This is a genomic window from Devosia sp. (assembly GCF_040509215.1).
In the GTDB taxonomy this organism is placed as follows: Bacteria; Pseudomonadota; Alphaproteobacteria; order Rhizobiales; family Devosiaceae; genus Devosia.
In genome coordinates, this window is record NZ_JBEVLL010000046.1 from 1 (window position 1) to 20,734 (window position 20,734).

The 20,734-nt window shown below is 63.5% G+C and carries 20 protein-coding genes and 1 tRNA gene; 16 read left to right on the forward strand and 5 right to left on the reverse strand.

What is annotated here, in order from left to right:
* Positions 1-458: cation:proton antiporter domain-containing protein (locus ABW043_RS02225; RefSeq protein WP_353919614.1), on the reverse strand; the 458-nt coding region annotated here is incomplete at its 3' end.
* 99 nt (positions 459-557) lie between these two features.
* Positions 558-1,808 carry an AI-2E family transporter gene (locus ABW043_RS02230; protein ID WP_353919615.1) on the reverse strand — a complete coding sequence of 417 codons (1,251 nt, stop codon included), beginning with the start codon at positions 1,806-1,808 and terminating at the stop codon, positions 558-560.
* A gap of 141 nt (positions 1,809-1,949) precedes the next feature.
* Between ABW043_RS02230 and ABW043_RS02235 the strand changes: the two genes are divergently transcribed.
* Complete coding sequence (locus ABW043_RS02235) at positions 1,950-2,891, forward strand: nucleoside hydrolase (RefSeq protein WP_353919616.1); 942 nt, start codon at positions 1,950-1,952, stop codon at positions 2,889-2,891.
* Positions 2,892-2,948: 57 nt separating this feature from the next.
* Here the strand turns inward: ABW043_RS02235 and ABW043_RS02240 are convergent, their stop codons facing one another.
* Positions 2,949-4,535, reverse strand: coding sequence for an ABC-F family ATP-binding cassette domain-containing protein (locus ABW043_RS02240; RefSeq protein ID WP_353919617.1), 1,587 nt, complete (start codon positions 4,533-4,535; stop codon positions 2,949-2,951).
* Between the two features lie 185 nt (positions 4,536-4,720).
* On the opposite strand from ABW043_RS02240, the gene ABW043_RS02245 reads away from it, so the two are divergent.
* Both ABW043_RS02245 and ABW043_RS02250 read left to right on the forward strand, forming a co-directional pair.
* Positions 4,721-5,332 carry a LysE family translocator gene (locus ABW043_RS02245; RefSeq protein ID WP_353919618.1) on the forward strand — a complete coding sequence of 204 codons (612 nt, stop codon included), beginning with the start codon at positions 4,721-4,723 and terminating at the stop codon, positions 5,330-5,332.
* Positions 5,333-5,366: 34 nt separating this feature from the next.
* Positions 5,367-5,573 (forward strand): hypothetical protein, encoded by a 207-nt coding sequence (locus ABW043_RS02250; protein ID WP_353919619.1) that lies wholly within the window; start codon positions 5,367-5,369, stop codon positions 5,571-5,573.
* Here the strand turns inward: ABW043_RS02250 and ABW043_RS02255 are convergent.
* On the reverse strand, positions 5,570-6,106 hold the full coding sequence (locus ABW043_RS02255; protein WP_353919620.1) for a DUF2087 domain-containing protein: 537 nt from the start codon (positions 6,104-6,106) through the stop codon (positions 5,570-5,572). The genes ABW043_RS02250 and ABW043_RS02255 overlap by 4 nt on opposite strands.
* Before the next feature lie 312 nt (positions 6,107-6,418).
* Here ABW043_RS02255 and ABW043_RS02260 point away from each other — a divergent pair, with 312 nt between their 5' ends.
* From ABW043_RS02260 to ABW043_RS02295, 8 genes are all read left to right on the forward strand, one after another.
* Positions 6,419-7,453 (forward strand): LacI family DNA-binding transcriptional regulator, encoded by a 1,035-nt coding sequence (locus tag ABW043_RS02260; RefSeq protein ID WP_353919621.1) that lies wholly within the window; start codon positions 6,419-6,421, stop codon positions 7,451-7,453.
* Positions 7,450-9,063 carry an FAD-dependent oxidoreductase gene (locus ABW043_RS02265; protein ID WP_353919622.1) on the forward strand — a complete coding sequence of 538 codons (1,614 nt, stop codon included), beginning with the start codon at positions 7,450-7,452 and terminating at the stop codon, positions 9,061-9,063. The genes ABW043_RS02260 and ABW043_RS02265 overlap by 4 nt, the downstream gene beginning before the upstream one ends.
* A gap of 28 nt (positions 9,064-9,091) precedes the next feature.
* Positions 9,092-10,360 (forward strand): ABC transporter substrate-binding protein, encoded by a 1,269-nt coding sequence (locus tag ABW043_RS02270; protein WP_353919623.1) that lies wholly within the window; start codon positions 9,092-9,094, stop codon positions 10,358-10,360.
* A gap of 174 nt (positions 10,361-10,534) precedes the next feature.
* Positions 10,535-11,452: a carbohydrate ABC transporter permease gene (locus ABW043_RS02275; protein ID WP_353919624.1), complete on the forward strand. Its 918-nt coding sequence runs from the start codon at positions 10,535-10,537 to the stop codon at positions 11,450-11,452.
* The gene (locus ABW043_RS02280; protein ID WP_353919625.1) at positions 11,442-12,284 is read left to right on the forward strand and encodes a carbohydrate ABC transporter permease; all 843 of its coding nucleotides are present in this window, start codon (positions 11,442-11,444) and stop codon (positions 12,282-12,284) included. Before ABW043_RS02275 ends, ABW043_RS02280 begins: the two co-directional genes overlap by 11 nt.
* A 4-nt stretch (positions 12,285-12,288) precedes the next feature.
* Positions 12,289-13,335 carry an ABC transporter ATP-binding protein gene (locus ABW043_RS02285; protein ID WP_353919626.1) on the forward strand — a complete coding sequence of 349 codons (1,047 nt, stop codon included), beginning with the start codon at positions 12,289-12,291 and terminating at the stop codon, positions 13,333-13,335.
* Entirely contained in the window at positions 13,332-14,018 is a 687-nt protein-coding gene (locus tag ABW043_RS02290; protein WP_353919627.1) for a hypothetical protein, read from the forward strand. Before ABW043_RS02285 ends, ABW043_RS02290 begins: the two co-directional genes overlap by 4 nt.
* 58 nt (positions 14,019-14,076) lie before the next feature.
* Positions 14,077-14,152: transfer RNA gene (locus ABW043_RS02295), tRNA-Ile, on the forward strand.
* 131 nt (positions 14,153-14,283) lie between these two features.
* Here ABW043_RS02295 and ABW043_RS02300 read toward each other — a convergent pair.
* Positions 14,284-15,114, reverse strand: a complete 831-nt coding sequence (locus tag ABW043_RS02300; protein ID WP_353919628.1) for a DeoR/GlpR family DNA-binding transcription regulator — start codon at positions 15,112-15,114, stop codon at positions 14,284-14,286.
* A 340-nt stretch (positions 15,115-15,454) separates the two neighbouring features.
* On the opposite strand from ABW043_RS02300, the gene ABW043_RS02305 reads away from it, so the two are divergent.
* The 5 genes from ABW043_RS02305 to ABW043_RS02325 are packed head-to-tail and all read left to right on the forward strand — an operon-like array spanning position 15,455 to position 20,547.
* Positions 15,455-16,207 carry a transketolase gene (locus tag ABW043_RS02305; RefSeq protein ID WP_449396918.1) on the forward strand — a complete coding sequence of 251 codons (753 nt, stop codon included), beginning with the start codon at positions 15,455-15,457 and terminating at the stop codon, positions 16,205-16,207.
* Entirely contained in the window at positions 16,207-17,166 is a 960-nt protein-coding gene (locus tag ABW043_RS02310; RefSeq protein WP_353919630.1) for a transketolase family protein, read from the forward strand. Before ABW043_RS02305 ends, ABW043_RS02310 begins: the two co-directional genes overlap by 1 nt.
* Positions 17,163-18,656, forward strand: coding sequence for an FGGY family carbohydrate kinase (locus tag ABW043_RS02315; protein ID WP_353919631.1), 1,494 nt, complete (start codon positions 17,163-17,165; stop codon positions 18,654-18,656). The genes ABW043_RS02310 and ABW043_RS02315 overlap by 4 nt, the downstream gene beginning before the upstream one ends.
* Positions 18,653-19,645, forward strand: coding sequence for a sugar phosphate isomerase/epimerase family protein (locus tag ABW043_RS02320; RefSeq protein WP_353919632.1), 993 nt, complete (start codon positions 18,653-18,655; stop codon positions 19,643-19,645). Before ABW043_RS02315 ends, ABW043_RS02320 begins: the two co-directional genes overlap by 4 nt.
* Entirely contained in the window at positions 19,642-20,547 is a 906-nt protein-coding gene (locus tag ABW043_RS02325) for a nucleoside hydrolase (RefSeq protein ID WP_353919633.1), read from the forward strand. The genes ABW043_RS02320 and ABW043_RS02325 overlap by 4 nt, the downstream gene beginning before the upstream one ends.
* Positions 20,548-20,734 lie beyond the last annotated feature (187 nt).

A 20,734-nucleotide genomic window follows, 5' to 3' on the forward strand; every position in this document is an offset into this window, starting at 1 on the left:
AGTTCGCCCCGCTCGCCCAAGATCTGCATGACGATGGCCGTCGATGTCAGCACGAAGCCCATGCCGAAAATGAAGGCGACAACGGGCGAAAACCCAAGGACGACGCCCACCCCGGTCAGCAGCAATCCGCAACTCACGACTTGAATAACGCCCAGCCCAAAGATCTGCTTGCGCAGCGCCCAAAGTTTGCTGGGCTCCATTTCGAGCCCGATGATGAAGAGGAACAGCACCACGCCCAGCTCGGCCAGATGCAGCACGGAACTCGGATCAGCGATCAACCCGACACCCGAGGGGCCAAGCAATAGACCCGCCGCCAAATAGCCCAGCACGGACCCAAGCCCGATACGCCGAAACAGCGGCACGGCCACGACGCCAGCGGCGAGGAGCGCCACGACGGGAACCAGATCGACACCGCTATGCGCGGCCTCGGCAGCGTGGATGACAGCTTCTCCGGCCATGATTCGAATTCCCGTCTCGTCTAGTCATGACGACACTGGTCGGTGGAGACGCTTTCCGTCAAGGCATCGGATTGCAGGGGTGCCCCGCGCGACCGAACCCTAGCCCGAGGTTTCGACACCGGTCGGCGCGGTTCCCTCCGGCGGCTCCATGCGCTCCTGCTTGCGCTTTTCGCCACTATCCTCGGCGTCCTGCCGCTGCTCCTTGATCGCCTGCGCCGTATTCGCCAACAGCGCCTCACGATCTGTCATGTTCCGCGTGCGGCGCACCGGCCGCTTTGGCGCCACCGGCTTGCTCGGCAGCGCATGGGTCATGATCGACGTCACGATCAACAGAGTGGGCACGGCCACCAGCCCACCCACTGGCCCCCATGCCCAAAGCCAGAACGTGATCGACAGGAAAATGACGAAGGGATTCAGTGTCATCGTCCGCCCGATGAAATGCGGCGTGACGATCTGACCTTCGATGAAGTTGACGCCCATATAACACAGCGTTGGCAGGACGATCTGTTCCAGTCGTGTTTGCGTCCCCAGTCCCACAGCAAGCAGGATCAGTATCATCGTGCCCTGCCCCACATAGGGAATGTAGTTGAGCACCGCCGCCAGCGCGCCCCAAAGGATCGGCGACGGCATGCCGATCGCCCACATGACCAACGTCACGGCAATGCCGACGCAGACATTGATGAAGGTGATCGACAGCAGGAAACGGCTGACCTTGGCCTCGACATCGCGAAACACATGCGCCGTGCGCCAGCGCATCCTTCGCGTCACGCACAGCGACAGGACCGAAATGCGGATATGGTCGCGCGTCGCGACGAAGAAATAGAGGCTGGCCAGAAAGATAAGGATTTGCGCCATCAATGCCGGCGCCAGCAGCGCCACGCTGGTCACGGCGCTACCATCCTCGACATTGACGTTCATGGCCGCCGAGCCGCCACCAAAAACCTCGTTAAGCTGCGACTGAAACTGCGAAAAGGTCTCGAGCGGCTCCTTGAGATTGGCGAGTTGCCCCTGCAATTTCTCCCAGATCAGCGGCGCTCGCGCGACCCATTCGCTCAGCGGCAAGGCGAACGCCACGATGCCAACCGCGATAATCCCGAGCAGCAAAAGAACCACCACTGCCGCGGACAATGCCGGCGGCACCCCCACCGATTCCAGCCGGTCGGCCACCGGTCCGAACATCAATCCGACAACGATGGCTAGCGTCACAGGGGCCAGAAACACCTGCCCCGCCTGCAGTACGAAGAGCAGGACCACGATCCCGATCGCCACCATCGATAGACGCGCGGCGTTGTCGAGCACGCGCTCGAACTGGCTTTCGTTCATATCCTCGGGCGGAGAAGGGGCTTTCATGGCGACTTTCGGGGCTGGGTGACGCTGCCCCTACAACGTTGCCTGTCGATGAGCGTTCCTTTGCGTCATTGCCCTGTCGACCGCCGTCGCGCGCCTCGCTAAAGTCCCGCCGTTTTCATCCGGTTTGTCCAGGGACTATCCATGCCGCGCAAGATCATCATCGACACCGACCCCGGTCAGGACGACGCCGTCGCCATCCTTCTGGCCCTGGCTTCGCCCGAGGATTTCGACGTCATCGGCGTCGTTGCCGTGGCCGGCAATGTCGGTCTCCACCACAACGCCAACAATGCGCGGAAAATCGTCGAACTCGCCGGCCGCCCGGAAGTCCCGGTCTATGCCGGCTGCGCCCGCCCCATGCGCCGCACGCTCGTCACCGCCGAACACGTCCACGGCGATACCGGCCTCAACGGCCCCGAACTGCCCGCGCCAAAGATCGAACTCCAGGCCCAGCACGGCGTCGACTACATCATCGACACCCTGATGAACGCCGAGCCCAAAACCATCACGCTGTGCACCCTCGGGCCACTGACCAATATCGGCATGGCTCTCGTCAAGGAGCCCAGGATCGCCGAACGCGTCGCCGAGATCGTCATGATGGGCGGCGCCTATTTCGAAGTCGGCAACATCACCCCGGCGGCTGAGTTCAACATCTATGTCGACCCCGAAGCCGCCGACATCGTCTTCAAGAGCGGCATCAAGATCACCGTCCTGCCGCTTGATGTGACTCATCAAATCCAGTCGACGCCGACCCGCCTCAACGCCATCAAGGCGCTCGGCAATCGTTCCGGCCAGGCCGTCTACGACATGCTCAGCTTCTCGGAAGGCTTTGATCTCAAGAAATACGGCTGGGAAGGCGCGCCACTCCACGACCCCACGGTCATCGCCTACCTGATCGACCCCACCCTCTTCGAAGGCCGCGAATGCAACGTGACCATCGAAACCGCGAGTGAACTGACCGTCGGCATGACCGTCACCGACTACTGGCACGTCACCGACAAGCCACATAACGCCAACTACCTCCGCAACGGCAACGCCGAGGGCTTCTTCAAGCTCCTCACCGAGCGCCTCTCACGCCTGCCGTAGTGCCCTTTCGCCTCCCTCCCCCTTGTGGGGAGGGAATGAGGGTGGGGGTATCGGCAATCACTGCGCCCCCAGCCCCACCTCCCGCGTCACTCCGATATTCTCCAGAAACATCCGGTCATGGCTGATCACCAGGATCGCCCCATCGAACGCGCGCAACCCCGCCTCGATCTTCTCTACCGCCTCGACATCGAGATGATTGGTTGGCTCATCGAGCACCAGCAGCATCGGCGGCGTCTTCCCGCCCACCGCGCAAGCCAGCCCCGCCCGCAACATCTCCCCGCCGCTCAGCGTCCCCACCTTCTGCAGCGCCGCATCCGCTCGAAAACTGAACGCCGCCAGCAATGACCGGCAATCATTCTCCGAACTCTCGGGATTGAGCCGCCGGAAATTCTCGACAATGCTCTCACCCCGATCGAGCAGCCCCACCTGCTGATCGAGCAGCGCCATCGGCCCGCCGATCTGCACCGCCCCCGCGAACGGCGCCAACTGCCCTGTAAGCAGTTTGATCAGTGTCGTCTTCCCCGCCCCATTGGGCCCCGTCACCGCCACCCGTTCCGGCCCGATGATCTCCATATCGAAATTCCGGATCGTCGGCGCCGCCTCGTCATAGCCACCGGTCAAACCTGTCGCCCGCAGCACCACCTTGCCCGCCGGCAACCCGCTCGGCGCCAGCTTCACCGCAAATGGCGTCAGCACTTCAATGCGCTCCCGCGCCGCCCGTGCCTGCTCGTTCGCAGCGCTCGCCATCTTCTCCGCCAGCGTATCGAGCCCGCCTGCTGTTTCCTCCGCCCGTCGCTTCAACCCGCCGAGCAGGATTTTCGGCATATCCCCCTTGGCGCCCTTTTTTCGCCCGCCAGCGTCACGCTGGGCTTGCCTCTCCCGAGACTCCTGCGCCTTGCGCGCCACATCGCGCACCTGCCGCTCCGCCACGTCGCGATCATGCTCCGCCGCCTGCAGCTCCAGCGCCTTGCGCTCGCGATAGAGGCTCCATCCACCGCCATAGGTCTTGGCGCCCAGCGTCGTCAACTCAACAATCGCATCAACTTGTTCCAGCAAGCCGCGATCGTGACTCACGACAATTGCCGCACCACGCCACCCGGCCAACAGCTCCGCCACCGCCGCGCGACCGTCGATATCGAGATTGTTCGTCGGCTCATCGAGCAAGATCAGGTCCGGCTCGGCAAACACCAGAGCAGCCAAAGCCGCCCGCGTCCTCTGCCCGCCCGACAACGTGGAAAGCAGCGTCTCCGGCGTTACCGGCAGCCCCAACTGCGCCAGCGCTTCATCAAGCCGCGCCTCCAGCGTCCAGTCGGCCTCGGCCAGCTCATCGACACTGGCCTCCCCGCTCATCGCCTTGGCGAGCAGAACCAGCCCATCGCGAACCCCAAAGAGATCGGCGATGGTCTCGCCTTCGCCGGGCTGCACCTGCTGTCGCAGCACGCCCATGCGGCCCATGCCGCTGATCCCGCCGCCGCTCGGCGTCAGCTCGCCAGCGATCAGCCGCAGCAGCGTAGTCTTGCCCACGCCATTGCGCCCCACGAGGCCTGTGCGGCCCGGGCCAAAGGTCAGATCAAGGTCGGAAAAGAGTTTGTGGCCGTCAGGGCCGGTATAGGAAAGATGCGAAATCGTTACGGAAACGGGCATGGATCGAGAATTCTCCAAGGGCAAGGCAGGTCGGCATTGCGTTGGAGAAGCGGTCCATTGGGCACCATCCGGTCGAGTTACGGTGCTCCATAAATAGCGCAGCGACAGGCAGCGTCAACCGCCCTCTGGCAAATCGTCAGCCCCGGGAGTAGTGTCCGGCCTCTATTTTAAGCGGACCGCCCACCATGGATATCTTCACCCTCGCCGCCTTCACCGTTGCCTATGCCATCGCCGTGCTCGTGCCCGGTCCCGGCGTGGCCGCAGTGGTTGCCCGCGCCCTCGGCGGCGGCTTCAAGGGTGCCTTTCCTATGGTCCTCGGCATTCTCGCCGGCGATCTCGTCTATTTCGTTTTCGCCGTTTTCGGCCTTGCCGCCATCGCGCATTGGTTCGGCCCGATCTTCGTCATCGTCCGCTGGGCCGGCGCGGCATACCTCCTCTACATCGCCTGGAAGTTCTGGACCGCCAAGCCCGGCGCCGAGCAGATGAAGCCCAAGAACGAAGACCCCTGGAGGACCTTCCTCGCCGGCTTCTCCCTGACCATGGGCAATCCCAAGACCATCGTCTTCTATCTTGCCATCCTGCCGACGGTGATTCCGCTCGACCAGATGAACCCCGTGACCTTCATCGAACTGACGGCAATCGTGGTCGTGGTCCTGCTGCTCATCGGCTGCGGCTATGCCTGGCTCGCCTCCGCCGCCCGCGAAATGTTCAAGAGTGAAAAGGCCCTCGGCCGCCTCAACAAGACCGCTGGCGCCATGATGGCAACTGCCGCCGGCCTAGTCGTCCTGCAGCATTAACAAGCGGCTAACCATTTCTTGCCATGCTTTTTACATGGCAAGTTTCAGCACCGTCTCCCAGATGTCTCGTTACGAGCAAATGAACTACTACCGCGAGAAGCGGAAGGCAGCTTATTCGCAGTTGCAGGCACTCAATAGCCAGGCAAACGGACTGGTTTCGGTGAAGCTGTCCGAGTCCCAGGGCATGGGCAATCTCGTTGCCAAGATCGCCTACCAGCGCGGCACCAACAAGACCGCCTAGACCGGCTCCTCCACCCGCCTGACCCTCCGCAACAACGGTGACAATTCCACCGGCGGCTTCTGCTCGATCCGCTGATAAATCCGCCCATCCTTGCTGCGCACCGCATAGCCGAGCGACACCAGCGCCCGCCGCAGCAGTGCATGGTCGCCAAAGCTGGCCCAGGCCGTCAGCAGCGCCGTCATCTCGGCGTCGGAATAGACCCGGCCCGCCTCCATCCGGCTCCACAGCGCCCAGAGGCACAGCGGCTGCAAACTGTTCTTCGCCGGCCAGCGCATGAGCACTCCGCGTTCATCAAAGTGGCGCGCCACCCGTTCGATCAACTCGGCGTCCGGCCTCGGCGCCACCGGCACCTGCTCGGCAGCATCGCTCTCGGCCCGGAAATGTTGGTAGTTCTTGTAACCGGCAGACTTGCTCAGCAAATTGAGCATTTCTACATGGCCCAGCGGCGCCTCGCGCTGCGCAAGGGCCTCCCGCAAAGCGCGGGCAAAAGTGGAGAGATCGGCGATAGTCAGTGCGTGAATTTCTCGCGACATGTCACATCCTTGTACATGCCTCAACCGCCTGTTCGGCAGTGTCGATGGTCACCGGCTTTCGACGAGGCACGAGGACGTTCCTGTCGGTATTCCTTGGAGCAGGTTTAGCTTCCCTTGCGGGACGGCGACGCCTCGGTGAACTGCAGACCGTCCTCGAAATTACCGCGACGGCCCAATAACTTCAAGCCATCCTGCCCTCCCGGCTTCCACAGACCCGCATTTCCCGCCCATTCACCCCGCTTGACTCCCCTCTCCGCAAGTTGCTAATACGCATTAGCTGCTAATACGTATCAGCACTTCTGGGAGGAAGACTTGGCCGCGGTAAAGCGACTGACACAAAGGGACATTGCCCAACTGGCCGGCGTCAGCCAGGCCACGGTGTCACTAGTGCTCAACGGCACGCCTCTCAGCCGCTCGCGCATCCCGACGGAAACCCGCGAACGCGTCGAAAAGGTCATCCGCGACACCGGCTACGTCGCCGATCCCGTCGCCCGCAAAATGGTGAAAGGCCTCAACCGCATCCTCGGCGTCTTCACCTACGAACCCGCCTTCCCCTCCGGCCAGGCCGACTTCTTCACGCCCTTCCTCTTCGGCATCGAAGAAGCCGCGCAAACCCTTGGCTATGACCTGCTGCTGCTCACCGGCGCCGGCCAGCAGCGCAAGATTTTTGGCGACAATGTCCGCCTCCGCCTCGCCGATGGCTGCGTCATCCTTGGCCGCAAATTCGACAATACCGAGCTGGCTCGGCTTGTCGCCGGCGACTTCCCCTTCGTCGCCGTCGGCCGCCGCGACGACGCTGGTGGCCCCGTCCCCTATGTCGGCGGCGACTACGCTCCTGCCACGTCCGCTCTCGTCGAGCGTGCCAAATCCTTCGGCCATCGCCGCATCGCATATGTCGGCCTCAACGAAGGCGCCGAATCCACCGTCGACCGCTGGTACGGTTTCTCCCGCTCCGTCGGCGAAGCCGAACTCGTCACCTCGATCTTCGAAGTCGGCCGCCCGCCCAACGAAATCCTCGATATCCTCTTCGCGGCCGGCGCCACCTGCGTCTTCGTCACCGAACTGGCCGACGCCATCGCCATCGAACACGCCGCGCGTACCCGCGGCCTCTCCATCCCCGACGATCTCTCCATCGTCGTCCTCGGCAATCACATCCGCGCCGAAGAACCCGGCCGCCGCTTCACCTCATTCGCCATCCCGCGCGAGGCCATGGCCCGCGCCGCCACCGAAATGCTGGTCCGCCGCGTCGAGCACGATGCCCCCGTGGAACAGCTCCTCCTCCATTGCGAGCCACTCGAGGGTGACACCCTCGGCGCTCCCTCCTCCAAAACCAAGAAGACCAAATGACCAAAGAACTTTCCGCTGATCTTCTCGTCGTCGGTGGCGGCCTCGGTGGTGTTGCCGCCGCCCTGGGCGCCCTGCGCTCTGGCCGCACCGTCATTCTCACCGAGGAATTCGATTGGCTCGGCGGCCAACTCACGAGCCAGGCCGTGCCGCCCGATGAGCATTCCTGGGTCGAGCAGTTCGGCATCACCCGCTCCTATCGCCAGCTCCGCACTGGCATCCGCCAATATTATCGCGACCACTATCCGCTGACCGCTGCCAGCCGCGCCTGGGGCGATCTCAATCCCGGCGCCGGCTGGGTCAGCCGCCTCTGCGCCGAGCCGCGCACCGGCCTCGCCGTCATCGAAGCCATGCTTGCCCCCTGGCGCGGCGGCGGCCAGCTCCGCGTCCTAAAACCCTATCTGCCCATCGCCGCCGACGTACAGGGCGACACGGTCCGCGCCATCACTCTGCGCCACCGCGACACCGGCGCAGAAATCACCGTCCTCGCCTCTTACGTCGTCGATGCCACCGAACTCGGCGATCTCCTGCCCCTCACCGGCACCGAATACGCCAAGGGCTTCGAATCCCGGTCCGACACCGGCGAACCCAGCGCGCCCGACACGGCCCAGCCCGACAACGTCCAGGCCGTCTCCGTCTGCTTCGCTATCGACCACGTCGATGGCAACCAGGTCATCGACAAGCCAGCCAATTACGACTTCTGGCGCCAGTACCAGCCCGATTTCTGGGGCGGCCCGCTGCTCGGCTTCAAGGCGCCCCATCCGCGCACCCTCGAAATCACCGAGCGCAGCTTCACCCCGAACCCCGATGATGATCCGTTGCTGGTCGACGCCGATCAGCGCCGCAATCCCGGCGACGGCAACCTCTGGACCTTCCGCCGCATCGCCGCCCGCCGCAATTTCGTGCCCGGCGCCTATGGCTCCGACATCTGCCTCGTGAACTGGCCGATGATCGACTACATGCTGGGCTCCATCATCGACGTGTCCGAGGAAGAAAAGGCCGCGCACCTCAAGTCTGCCGCCGACCTCTCCTATTCTGTCTTTTATTGGCTCCAGACCGAAGCCCCCCGCCTCGATGGCGGCCAGGGTTTTCCGGGCCTGCGCCTCCGCGGCGACATCACCGGCACCGACCATGGCCTCGCCATGGCTCCGTACATCCGCGAAAGCCGCCGCATCCTGCCGATCACCCGCATCGTCGAGCAGGACGTCTCGATGACCATCCACGGCAATACGCTCTCCAAGCAATACCGCGACAGCGTCGGCATCGGCATGTACCGCATCGACCTCCATCCCTCGACGGGTGGCGACAACTATGTCGACGTCGAATCCGCGCCCTTCGAAATCCCGCTCGGCTCGCTCCTGCCGCGCCGTGTGAAAAACCTGCTTGCCGGCGGCAAGAACATGGGCACCACCCACATCACCAATGGCTGCTACCGCCTGCATCCGGTCGAGTGGAACGTCGGCGAAGTCGCCGGGCTCCTTGCCGCCCACTGCCTCAACCACGGGCTCACGCCGCACCAGGTGCAGGCCGACGACGCCCTGCTCACCGATTTCCAGTCACGTCTCTATGCGGAAGGCATCGAAATCCGCTGGCCCGACGTGCGTGGCTACTAACCAACTCATGTCATCCAGGGAGGAAACAATGACAAAGCATCTACTGAAAACCACGGCCGCAACGGCCGGCATCATCCTGGGCCTTGCCGCCGCCGGCACGGCCTGGGCCCAGGACGCAGTCAATCTGCGCATGACCATCTGGAGCGCCAATGAAGCGCATCTGGCCATGTTCAACGAGATCGCCGAGGGCTTCAAAGCCACGCACCCCAACGTCTCGGTGACCTTCGAACCGCTGCCCTTCGACAGCTACACCACGACCCTGACCACCCAGATCGCCGGCGGCAACCCGCCAGACCTGGCCTGGATTCTCGAAACCACCGCCGCCGACTTCGTCAATTCCGGCGCCCTCGCCCCGCTGACCGACGCCTTTGCCGCTACCGAAGGCTACGATCTCGCCGACGTTTCGGAAAAGGCCACCGCCCTCTGGACCAAGGACGGCCAGCTCTACGCCTACCCCTTCTCCACCTCGCCCTTCGCCATTTTTGCCAACAACGACGTGCTGAAGGCCGCAGGCGCCAAAACCCCGGCAGAACTGATCGCCGCCAGCGAATGGACCTGGGACAACGCCTTCGCCTCTGCCGCCACTGTCGGCCAGTCCGGCAAGACCGGCCTCGTCGTCCGCGATTTCAAGTTCCAGACCTGGCAGAACCTCGCCTCCATCTGGAATGGCTGGGGCGCCGCGCCCTGGAGCGCCGATGGCAAGACCTGCACCTTCACCGATCCGGCCATGGTCGACGCGCTGACCGCCATCCACAAGGCCGTCTTCACCGACAAGGCCATGCCTGGCCCGGGCGAAGACATCGACTTCTTCGCTGGCGAAACCGGCATGACCATCACCCAGATCAGCCGCGCCTCGCTACTGCCTAAGGAAAACCCGTTCGATTGGGATCTCGTGCCGCTCCCGGCTGGCCCTGCCGGTGAATATTCCGTCGTCGGCCAGGCCGGTGTCGGCGCCTTCGCCAAGGGTGCCAACAAGGACGTCGCCGTCGAATTCCTCGGCTACATGACCAATGCCGAAAACTCCAAGAAGCTGGCCCAGTTCTTCCCGCCGGCCCGCACGAGCCTCCTCAACGCAGAAACCCTCGCCTCGACCAATCCGCTGCTCTCCGCCGAGCAGATCGAAAACGTCGTGATCGCAGGCATCTCCAACGGCACCGTTCTGCCGGGCCACACCAACTTCGCCCAGATCCAGCAGACCATCCGCGCCGGCCTCGACTCCCTCTGGGTCCCCGAAGCCGACGTCGCCGCCGTGCTCGCAAACGTGTGTTCCAGCGTCAGCCCGCTGCTGGCACGCTAGTTCTGCCAACCACCGCACCCACCCTCCCCCTTGTGGGGAGGGAAGCGAGATAGGACTTAGCTCGCTAAGTCCGTGATCGAGCAGGGTGGGGGTATCTCTCCACACGCTCCGCGCGTGGTCCCCCCACCCTTGATCCCTCCCCATAAGCGGGAGGGAGACGAAGGAACCAAACCTATGAGTGCCTCGGCCTCGCCAAACCCAAAACGCCCCTTCTGGACCATCGCCCGGCGCGACGCGGCGGCAGGCTATATCTTCATCGCGCCCCAGCTCATCGGCATCATCACCTTCGTGCTCGTGCCGCTTGGCCTCGTCTTCTGGTACTCGCTCCACGAGTGGAACGTCCTGGCCGCCAGCTTCAATTTCGTCGGCGCCGCCAATTACCAGATGCTGCTGGCCGACCCGAACCTGCCTTCGGTGCTCCTCGCCTCCGCCATCTTCTCGGCCGGCCTCGTCATCCTCAACATGTCGCTGGCCCTCCTTCTCGCCGTCCTCCTCGACCAGAAGCTCAAAGGCATGGTCGTGTTCCGCACCCTGTTCTTCTCGCCGGTGGTCGTTTCCCTCGTCGCCTGGACCATCGTCTGGAGCTTCCTCCTCCAGAACAATGGCGGCATCAACGGCATGCTGGCCATGATCGGCATCGAAGGCCCCAACTGGCTCCGCACCCCAACCACGGCCATGATCTCCGTCGTCGTCGTGCAGGTCTTCAAGAATGTCGGCCTCAACATGATCCTGTTCCTCGCCGCCCTCCAAGGCGTGCCCAAGGAACTCTACGAGGCCGCGCGGGTCGATGGCGCCAGCGGTTTCAAGCAGTTCCGCCGCATCACCCTGCCAATGATTTCGCCGACGATCCTGCTCACCTCGATCATCACCATCGTCGGCTCGCTGCAGGTCTTCGCCCAGATCGCCGTCCTCACCCAGGGCGGCCCCGGCATGACCACCACGGTTCTGGTCTATTACCTCTACCAGCAGGCCTTCCAGTTCCACTTTTTCGGCTATGGCTCGACCCTGTCGATCCTGCTCTTCGTCATCGTCGCGGTCCTGACATTCGTTCAGTGGCAGCTCCGCAAGCGGATCGTCTTCTATGAAAACTGATCTCAGCCCACGCATGAAGACTGCCCTCTATGGGCTGATGTGCGTCCTGCTCATCCCCTTCGTCTTCCCCACATGGTGGATGGTCACCTCGTCGGTCAAACCGATCAGCGACATCTTCGCCTTCCCGCCCGACCTCTGGCCGCGCCGCTTCGATTTCTCGACCTATGCCCAGGTCTTCGAGCTGCAGCCCTTCGCCCGGCAATACTGGAACTCGGCCTATATCGCCGCCCTCGTCACCGCGGGCACCATGGTCATCTCCTCAATGGCCGGCTACGCCTTCGCGCGGATCAAGTTCCCCTTCAGCAATGCCATCTTCATGGTCGTTCTGCTGGGCCTGCTGATCCCCTCCGAAGTCACCATCGTACCTCTGTTCCAGATCTTTCTCGGCTGGGGCATGATCAACACCCATTGGCCGCTGATCCTCGTGCCCATCTTCGGCGCGCCCTCGGTCTTTGCCACCTTCGTCATGCGCCAATTCTTCATCGCGCTCCCCAACGAGCTTGAGGAAGCCGCGCGCGTCGATGGCCTTGGCCGCTTCAAGATCTTCTGGACCATCGCCCTGCCGCTGGCAAAACCCGCCCTCGGCGCCGTGGCCATCTTCACCTTCCTCCACTCGTGGAACCTCTATCTAGAACCCATCGTATTCCTCTCTTCGACCCAGATGTTCACCCTGCCCCAGGCCCTGACCCAGTTCACCGACGCCTATGGCGGGGCCATGTGGAACATCCAGCTCGCCGCTGCCACCATGACCGCCATCCCCGTCTTGCTGGTCTTCATCGTGGCGCAGAAGCAGTTCGTCGAAGGGCTCGCCCATACCGGGCTGAAAGGCTGACCCCATGGCTCCCGTTACCCTCAAATCCGTCACCAAGAGCTATGGCGCCACGTCCGTGTTGCATGGCATAGACATCGACATTGCCGACGGCGAATTCGTCGTCCTCGTCGGCCCCTCCGGCTGCGGCAAGTCCACTCTGCTGCGCATGATTGCCGGCCTCGAGACCATCACCGGCGGCGCCATCGAAATCGGCGGGCGCGTGGTCAATGACCTCGAGCCCAAAGACCGCGACATCGCCATGGTCTTCCAAAATTACGCGCTCTATCCGCACATGACCGTCGCGACCAATATGGGCTTCTCGCTCGAACACCGCGGCGGCTCGAAAGCAGAGATCGCCGAGCGAGTCCAATGGGCCGCCGGCATTCTCGGCCTCACCCATCTCCTCGATCGCTATCCCCGCCAGCTCTCCGGCGGCCAGCGTCAGCGCGTCGCCATGGGCCGCGCCATCGTGCGCAATCCGCAGGTCTTCCTGTTCGACGAACCCCTGTCCAACCTCGACGCCAAACTCCGCGTCGTCATGCGCGGCGAGATCAAAGGCCTCCACCAGCGCCTCGGCGTGACCACCGTCTACGTCACCCATGACCAGGTCGAAGCCATGACCATGGCCGACCGCATCGTCGTGATGAATGGCGGCAAGGTGGAACAGGTCGGTGCCCCGCTCGATCTCTACGATCGACCCGCCAACCTCTTCGTCGCCGGCTTCATCGGCTCGCCATCGATGAACGTCATCGGCGGCACCATCACCGACAAGGGCTTTGAAGCCGCCGGCATCACCCTACCCCTCCCTGCCTCAGTCACCGCCCGCGGCAAGGCGAGCTACGGCTTCCGCCCCGAACACCTGACCCTCGCCGCCGACGGCCTCCCGGCAAAGGTCTCCCTCATCGAACCCATGGGCTCGGAAACCCAGGTCACCATGACCCTTGGCGAGCACACCATCACCGGGGTTTTCCGCGAGCGCATCGCCGCCCGCTACGGCGAGACCATCCACATCCGCCCCGATCTAACCGCCATCCACCTCTTTGACGCCGCAACGGGCCTCCGCATCGAATGACCTATCCAGCCTCCCGCTTCTACCAGGCCCTCACGTCAGGCGAATATCCCGTCATCGTCTCGCTCGCCCGGCACGATCTCGACCTTGCCAAGGCTGCTCTCGACGGCGGCGCCTTCGCCCTCAAGACACATCTAAACGCCTACCACCGCGCCACCGGCACGACCTTCGGGACCTTCGAGCAAGAACGCCCCTTCTTCGAAGAGCTCGCCAAACTCGGCTGCCCGCTCCTCGTCATGGCCGGTCAGGAAACCGTACCCACGGCATCCGAAATGGACGCCCTCGCCGACCTCGGCTTCGAAGGCTTCAACGTCTATATCGACCACATGCAGCCCCACCTGCTGCAATCGCGCCTCCGCCCCATGCCTGCCCTCTCCTCGACCAGCACGCCCGAAGACGTCGCCGAAATCGCCGCCCTCCCCGGTTGCATCATCGAAGCCTCGATCATGCCCTTCGAGCGCTACCGCACCGCCATGACCCCAGCCGACCTCGACCGCTACCGCTCCATCGCAGCAGCCGTAGACGTCCCGGTCATCGTCCCCAGCCAATTGAGCTTCACACCCGACGATCTCGAGCAACTGCGCCAAGCGGGCATCGCCGCCCCACTCCTCGGCGCAATCGTCACCGGCGACACGCCGACATCGATGCGCGCGGCCGTTGAAGCCGCGGCCAAACATCGTAACTAGCGGGCAACGCAAATTTGGCCTTGCCACTCTTGGTGTGAAACCCTAGGAAATCCGCAGCGCGCCTATAGCTCAATGGTTAGAGCCGACCGCTCATAACGGTCTGGTTGGGGGTTCAAGTCCCTCTGGGCGCACCACTCTCCACATTTCCTCGGATGCAATGCAGTTTTCACGATGCGAATTGCGATTCGATCACAATCCGCCCCTCCTGAAGGGCATGCGTTTTTGATTTTCTGCGAGTGTTTGCGTTTGGTTGAGCTTGGGCGCCCTAACCCGCAATGATGACTTCCACACCACGCTTCTCGAATTGGCGACGATCTTCGTCGGTAATGCCGTCATCGGTTATCAGTGTGTGCACCAATTCCACCCCTCCGAGGGCAGAAAACGACACGCGTCCGATCTTGGTGGAATCAGCCAGCAGATACACATGCGATGCTGCCTTCACCATGGCCCGCTTGACGTAGATATCGCCAATCGCCGGATAGGTCAGGCCCACATCGAACGACACGCCGGCCGTCGCCAGGAACAGCTTCTGCGCATAAATGCCGACAAAGAACTCGACCGACTTTTCTCCGGAGAGGCTTAGTGTCGGCGCCTTGAATTGGCCCGCCGGCATATGCACCGTATTGGTCGGGATGGCACCCAGGATCAGCGCAATGTTCAGCGCATTGGTGATGATGTTAAGATCCTGACGGACCCTGAGGTTTTCGGCGAACTTGGTCGTCGTCGTCCCCGAGTCGATGATCAGCGTGTCGTTATTCGAAACCAGCGCCGCCGCCGCCATGCCAATGGCGTGCTTCTTGTCCATATTCTCCACATGCTGCAGCGTCATCGACTGCACCTGCTGCGGTATGGACTTGAGGTAAGCCCCGCCGTGCTCGCGGGTAATGTTGCCGTCGGCTTCCAGCCGTTCCAGATCCTGCCGGATCGTTGCTTCCGACACGCCGAACGCTGAGGAAAGATCGCGAACCCTCGCGCTTCCTTCTTCCTGCAGCCATTCGAGGATGCGCATACGCCGCGGTTCCGCCAGCAATTGCGGCGCTGCACCTGCTTGTGCTTCGCCGCCGCTTCGCCGTCCGCCCTTTGGTTTCTGCGCCATTTATCCCCGCCCTCTTTATCGTGCTACCATATCGCTTTGTCGCTGCGTGTCTGCAATCTCTCTCGCTTCTCAGGCCCAGAAACAGGTGGAGAAACGACCGCCTGCGCCCGACCTTCCGCACCATTCGAAACACAAAACGCAAAAAATCACAAATTTTCCGTATTGCACGAAAGCAATGCAAGCGGTACTCAACCATACAAGAGCATCCCGCTTCAGCTTTTTCTGGCCGAGGCAATTGCTGACGGAGGTCCCTTTGCCATCACCCGCTGCACCCCTCAAAAACGACCTCGTGGGCGATATCGCCGCGCAGGCTCTGTGGATACGTCGCCGCAGCTTCCAGATGGTCTATGAGGCTCAGCAGGGCCATCCCGGCGGCGATTTCAGCGCCACCGACGTGCTCGCGACCCTCTACTTCGGCGTCATGCGCTACGATCCGAAGAACCCGCGCGATCCCAAGCGCGACCGCTTCGTCATGAGCAAGGGCCACTGCACCGGCGCGTTCTACTCCGTCCTAGCCCGCGCCGGCTATTTCCCGGAAGCGGACCTGTCGACCTACATGGAGCCGTTGTCAAAACTCAACGGCCACCCCAACCGCAACTACCTCCCCGGCGTCGAAACCAATACCGGCCCCCTCGGCCACGGCCTCCCTGTCGCCTTGGGTATCGCCATTGCCGGCCAGATCGACAATGCCGATTTCCGCACCTTCGTGCTCACTGGCGACGGCGAACTGCAGGAAGGCAGCAATTGGGAAGCAGCCCTCACCGGCGGCCACCGCAAGCTCGAAAACCTGACCCTTATCATCGACCGCAACCGTCTACAGCAGGGCGCCCGCACCGAGGAAACCGCCTCGCTTGACCCGCTCGACGACAAGTGGCGCGCCTTCGGCTGGCATGTCGAAGTGGTCGATGGCCACGATCACGCCAAGCTGCTCGAAGTCCTCTCCGCCTCCCCCAAGGGCCGCGGTAAACCCCTCTGCGTCATTGCCAACACATTTAAGGGCAAGGGCGTCAGCTTCATGCACGATAACGTCGCCTGGCACCACGGCGTGCCGACCAAGGAACAATACGAACAAGCCATGCGGGAACTCGTCTGATGAGCGCTGCTGCCCCCTCCAAAGCCGGCCTGTTCGATTGCCGCGACAGCTTTGCCGCCACCATCGAAGCGCTCGCCGAGAGCGACTCGCGCATCGTCACCGTCGTCAGCGATAGCGTCGGCTCGTCCAAGCTTGGCGGCTTCAAGAAGAAATTCCCCGAGCGCATGGTCAATGTCGGCATTGCCGAACAGACCCTCGTCGCCGTCGGCGCCGGCCTCGCCAATGGCGGCAAGGTGCCCTTCGTCTCCGCCGCCTCCTGCTTCATCACTGGCCGCGCGCTCGAACAGGTCAAGGCCGACATCGCCTACTCCAACGTCAACGTAAAGCTGATCGGCCAGTCCTCCGGCGTCGCCTATGGCGAACTCGGCCCGACCCATCACTCGATCGAAGACCTCGCCTGGCTCCGCCTCTTCAACAATCTCAAGCTGATTGTCCCCGCCGACCCCTGGCAGACCGCCGAAGCCATCAAGGCCGCCGCTGCCTATGACGGCCCGGTCTTTGTCCGCGTCAGCCGCATGGCCGTGCCCGCCCTCGAACGCCCCGAAGGCGCCGTCTTCGAAATCGGCAAAGCCGAAACCCTCGTCGAAGGCACGGACGCAACGATCATCGCCAACGGCACCATGGTCCACCGCGCGGTAGCCGCTGCGAAAACCCTCGCCGCCGAAGGTATCTCCGCCCGCGTCGTCAACATGGCCACCGTCAATCCACTCGACGAAGCCGTCATTGCCGCTGCCGCGGAAACCGGCGCCATCGTCACGGTGGAAGAACACTCCGTTCGTGGCGGCCTCGGCGGCGCCGTTGCCGAAGTGGTCATTTCGACCAACCCCGTGCCCATGCGCATTCTCGGCTTCCCCGGCTTCGTGCCCACCGGCTCGGCCGCTTGGCTCTTCGACAACTTTGGGCTCAACGAAACCGGCATTGCCGAGGCCGTACGCCAGACCATCGCGCGCAAAAAATGACCAGCGAGCTGATCCTCGCCATCGACCAGGGCACCACCAACACCAAGGCGCTGTTGGTGGACGCCTCCGGCCGCGTGCTGCATCAGGCCTCCGTGCCCAATATCGTCACCTACCCCCAGCCCGGCTGGGCCGAACAATCGGCCACCGCGCTGGTCGACGGCGTGAAGACGGTGATCGCCGAAGTCGTCGCCAAAGCAGTTGAAGCCAACATCGCCGGCATAGGCATCTCCAACCAGCGCGAGTCCATCCTCGTCTGGGACGCTGCCACGGGCGAGCCCATCGGCCCCGTCGTCATCTGGCAGTGCCGCCGCTCCGCTCCCAAATGCGACGCCCTTCGCGCCGCCGGCCACGCCGAAACCATCGAAGCCAAAACTGGCCTCGCCCTCGACCCCCTCTTCCCGGCCGCAAAGATCGCCTGGCTCCTCGACAACACCCCCGGCGCCCGCGCCCGTGCCGAGGCCGGCGAACTCCGCGTCGGCACCGTCGACTCCTGGCTCCTCTGGAATCTCACGGGCGGCCAAACCCACGCCACCGACCATTCCAACGCCTCCCGCACCCAGCTCTTCAATACCGAGACGCTCACTTGGGACGCCGACCTCTGCGCCCTTTTCGGCGTGCCGCAAAACATGCTGGCCGCGGTCAAATCCTCCGACACCAATTTCGGCCTCACTGCCGAAGGTACCACCGCCCTCCCCGCCGGCACGCCAATCCTTGCCATGATCGGCGACTCCCACGCCGCCCTCTTCGGCCACGGCGTCCGCACCCCCGGCACGGTCAAAGCCACCTACGGCACCGGCACCTCCCTGATGGCCCTGACGCCCAGCCGCGTGCGGTCCACCCACGGCATTTCCAGCACCATCGCGTGGAGCCAAAAGGGTCAGGTACAACACGCCCTCGAAGGCAATATCTCCGTCTCGGGCCAGACCGCCGCCTTCACCGCCGAACTCCTCGGCCTCGCCGACGCCGCCGCGCTCTCGGCCCTCGCCGAAACTGTCCCCGACAGCAACGGCGTCTCTTTTGTCCCCGCCCTTGTCGGCCTCGGCGCCCCCTATTGGCGTGCAGATGCGCGCGGCACCATCACCGGCATGTCCCTCGGCACCAAGCCTGCCCACCTCGCCCGCGCCGCCCTCGAAGCCATCGCCTTCCAGGTCGCCGACGTCTATTCCGCCATGGAAGCCGATATGGGCTCACCCTTGGGCGAACTCCGCGCCGATGGCGGCGCCTCGCGCAATCCTGTCGTGATGCAGTTCCAGTCCGACATCCTCGGCCGCCCCGTCGCCGCCGCCGCTGCGCCCGAAGTCAGCGCCCTCGGCGCCGCCGCCCTTGCCTTTTCATCCATCGGCATTTCCATGCCCGGCGTCCCAGCCGCCGGCCATTTCACGCCCGCCATGGACGCCGACACGAGCAAAAAACATCGCCAGCGCTGGCAGTCCGCCGTCACCCAGACCCTGGCCACCCAAAACCAACAAAATTCCGGAGGAACCCCATGACCACCCCACGTTTCGGTGCCGGCATCTGGCACTTTGCGACCTATCTCGACCGCTACGCCACCGACGGCTACGGCCAGCCGCGCAACATCATCGAAGCCATCGACATCGCCGGTCAGGTGAAAGACCTCTCCGTCGTCGATCTCAACTGGCCCTATTTCGGCGGCGAATTCTCTGACGCCGAGATCAAGACCGCGCTCGACCGCAACAATCTCTCCGTCATCGGCATCACGCCCGAAATCTACACCCGCGAATTCGTCAAGGGCGCCTTCACCAATCCCGACGCCGGCGTCCGCCGCCGCGCCCACGAACTGATCACCGACGCCTGCAACGTCGTCCGCTTCCACAAGGCCGACTACGTCAAGCTCTGGCCCGGTCAGGATGGCTGGGACTACCCCTTCCAGGTCGATTACGGCACCCAGTGGCAGCGCTCGCTCGACGGCGTCGGCCAGCTCGCCTCCGAAAACCCTGACCTGAAATTCGTCATCGAATACAAGCCGCGCGAACCCCGCGTTCGCATGAGCTTCGGTTCGGTCGCCCGCACCATCCTCGGCATCGAAAAGATCGGCCTGCCGAACGTCGGCATCCTCCTCGATTTCGGCCACGCCATCATGGGCGGCGAATCCGCTGCCGATAGCGCCCAGCTCGCCATCGACCACGGCCGCCTCTTCGGCATGGACGTCAACGACAACTACCGCTCCTGGGACGACGACCTCGTCGCCGGCAGCCTCCATCCGCTCGAACTCTTCGAGTTCTTCTACGTCCTCAAGAAGAACAACTGGAACGGCGTCTGGCAGCTCGACCAGTTCCCCTTCCGCGAAGATTCCGTCGCCACCGCCACCCACGCCATCGACTTCCTCAAGGCCGCCGCCAAGGGACTCGACCGCCTCGATTTCGAGGCCCTGCAGGAAGCCCAGAGCCGCCACGACGCCATCGGCGCCATGAAAATCGCCCAAAAAGCCCTCTTCAGCGCCCTGGGAGAGCAGGAATGACCACTCTCCCCCGCGAAAAGCGCGCCCGCCTGATTCTGAACACCGACGCCAAGAACGAGGCCGACGATCAGTTCACCATCGTCCACGCGCTCCTGACCCCGACTTTCGACTTCCACGGCATCATCGCCGCCCATTTTGGCGCGCACCGCTCCAAAACCTCGATGGAAGACAGCCGCGTCGAGATCGACCATCTCCTCAAGCTGATGGACCTCGAAGGCCGCATCCCCGTCGCCAACGGCGCCGCCACGGCCCTCCCCGATGAAAACACGCCGGTCCCCTCGCCGGGCGCCCAGATGATCATCGACGAAGCCATGAAGGACGATGACCGTCCGCTCTATGTCGCCTTCCTCGGCCCGCTGACCGACATGGCCTCGGCCATTCTGATGGAGCCGCGCCTCAACGAGCGCAACGTCATCTGCGTCTGGATCGGCGGCGGCGTCTGGCCCTCGGGCGGCCGCGAATTCAACCTCATGAACGACATCGCTGCCGCCAACGTCGTGATGCGCTCAAAAGTCCAGGTCTGGCAGATCCCGTCCACCGTCTATCGCATGATGTCGGTGAGCTATGCCGAGCTGCAGGAACGCTGCGAAGACAAGGGCGCCATCGGCAAATACCTCGTCGACCAGCTCATCGACTGGAATTTCCGCGTCCACCAGGGCCCGATCGAACACCGTTCGCTCGGCGACACCCCGGCCCTCTCGGTGATCCTCAACCCGATGGGCGGCACCTATGACTGGCGCCCCGCCCCCGAGTTCTCGCCACAGATGCACTACATCCACAATGGCCAGCACCGTCCGATCAAGGTCTACGACACGATCGACATCCGCTACATTCTGGAAGATTTCTACGCCAAGCTCGCCCGCTTCCATCGCGGCGTTCAGGGCCTGGCCAATTTCGGCTAAACCGCAAGCAAGGCCCCCGCACCCGCCGCTTCGCGTCGACCTCTCCCCCAAGGGAGAGGTGTCGCTCCGCGACTGGGGAGCCCTACTTCACCTCTCCCTCTGGGGGAGAGGTCGGATTGCGCAGCAATCCGGGTGGGGGGCCAACACCCCCACCCATCCTCCCCCATCAAGGGGGAGGTGTTGCATC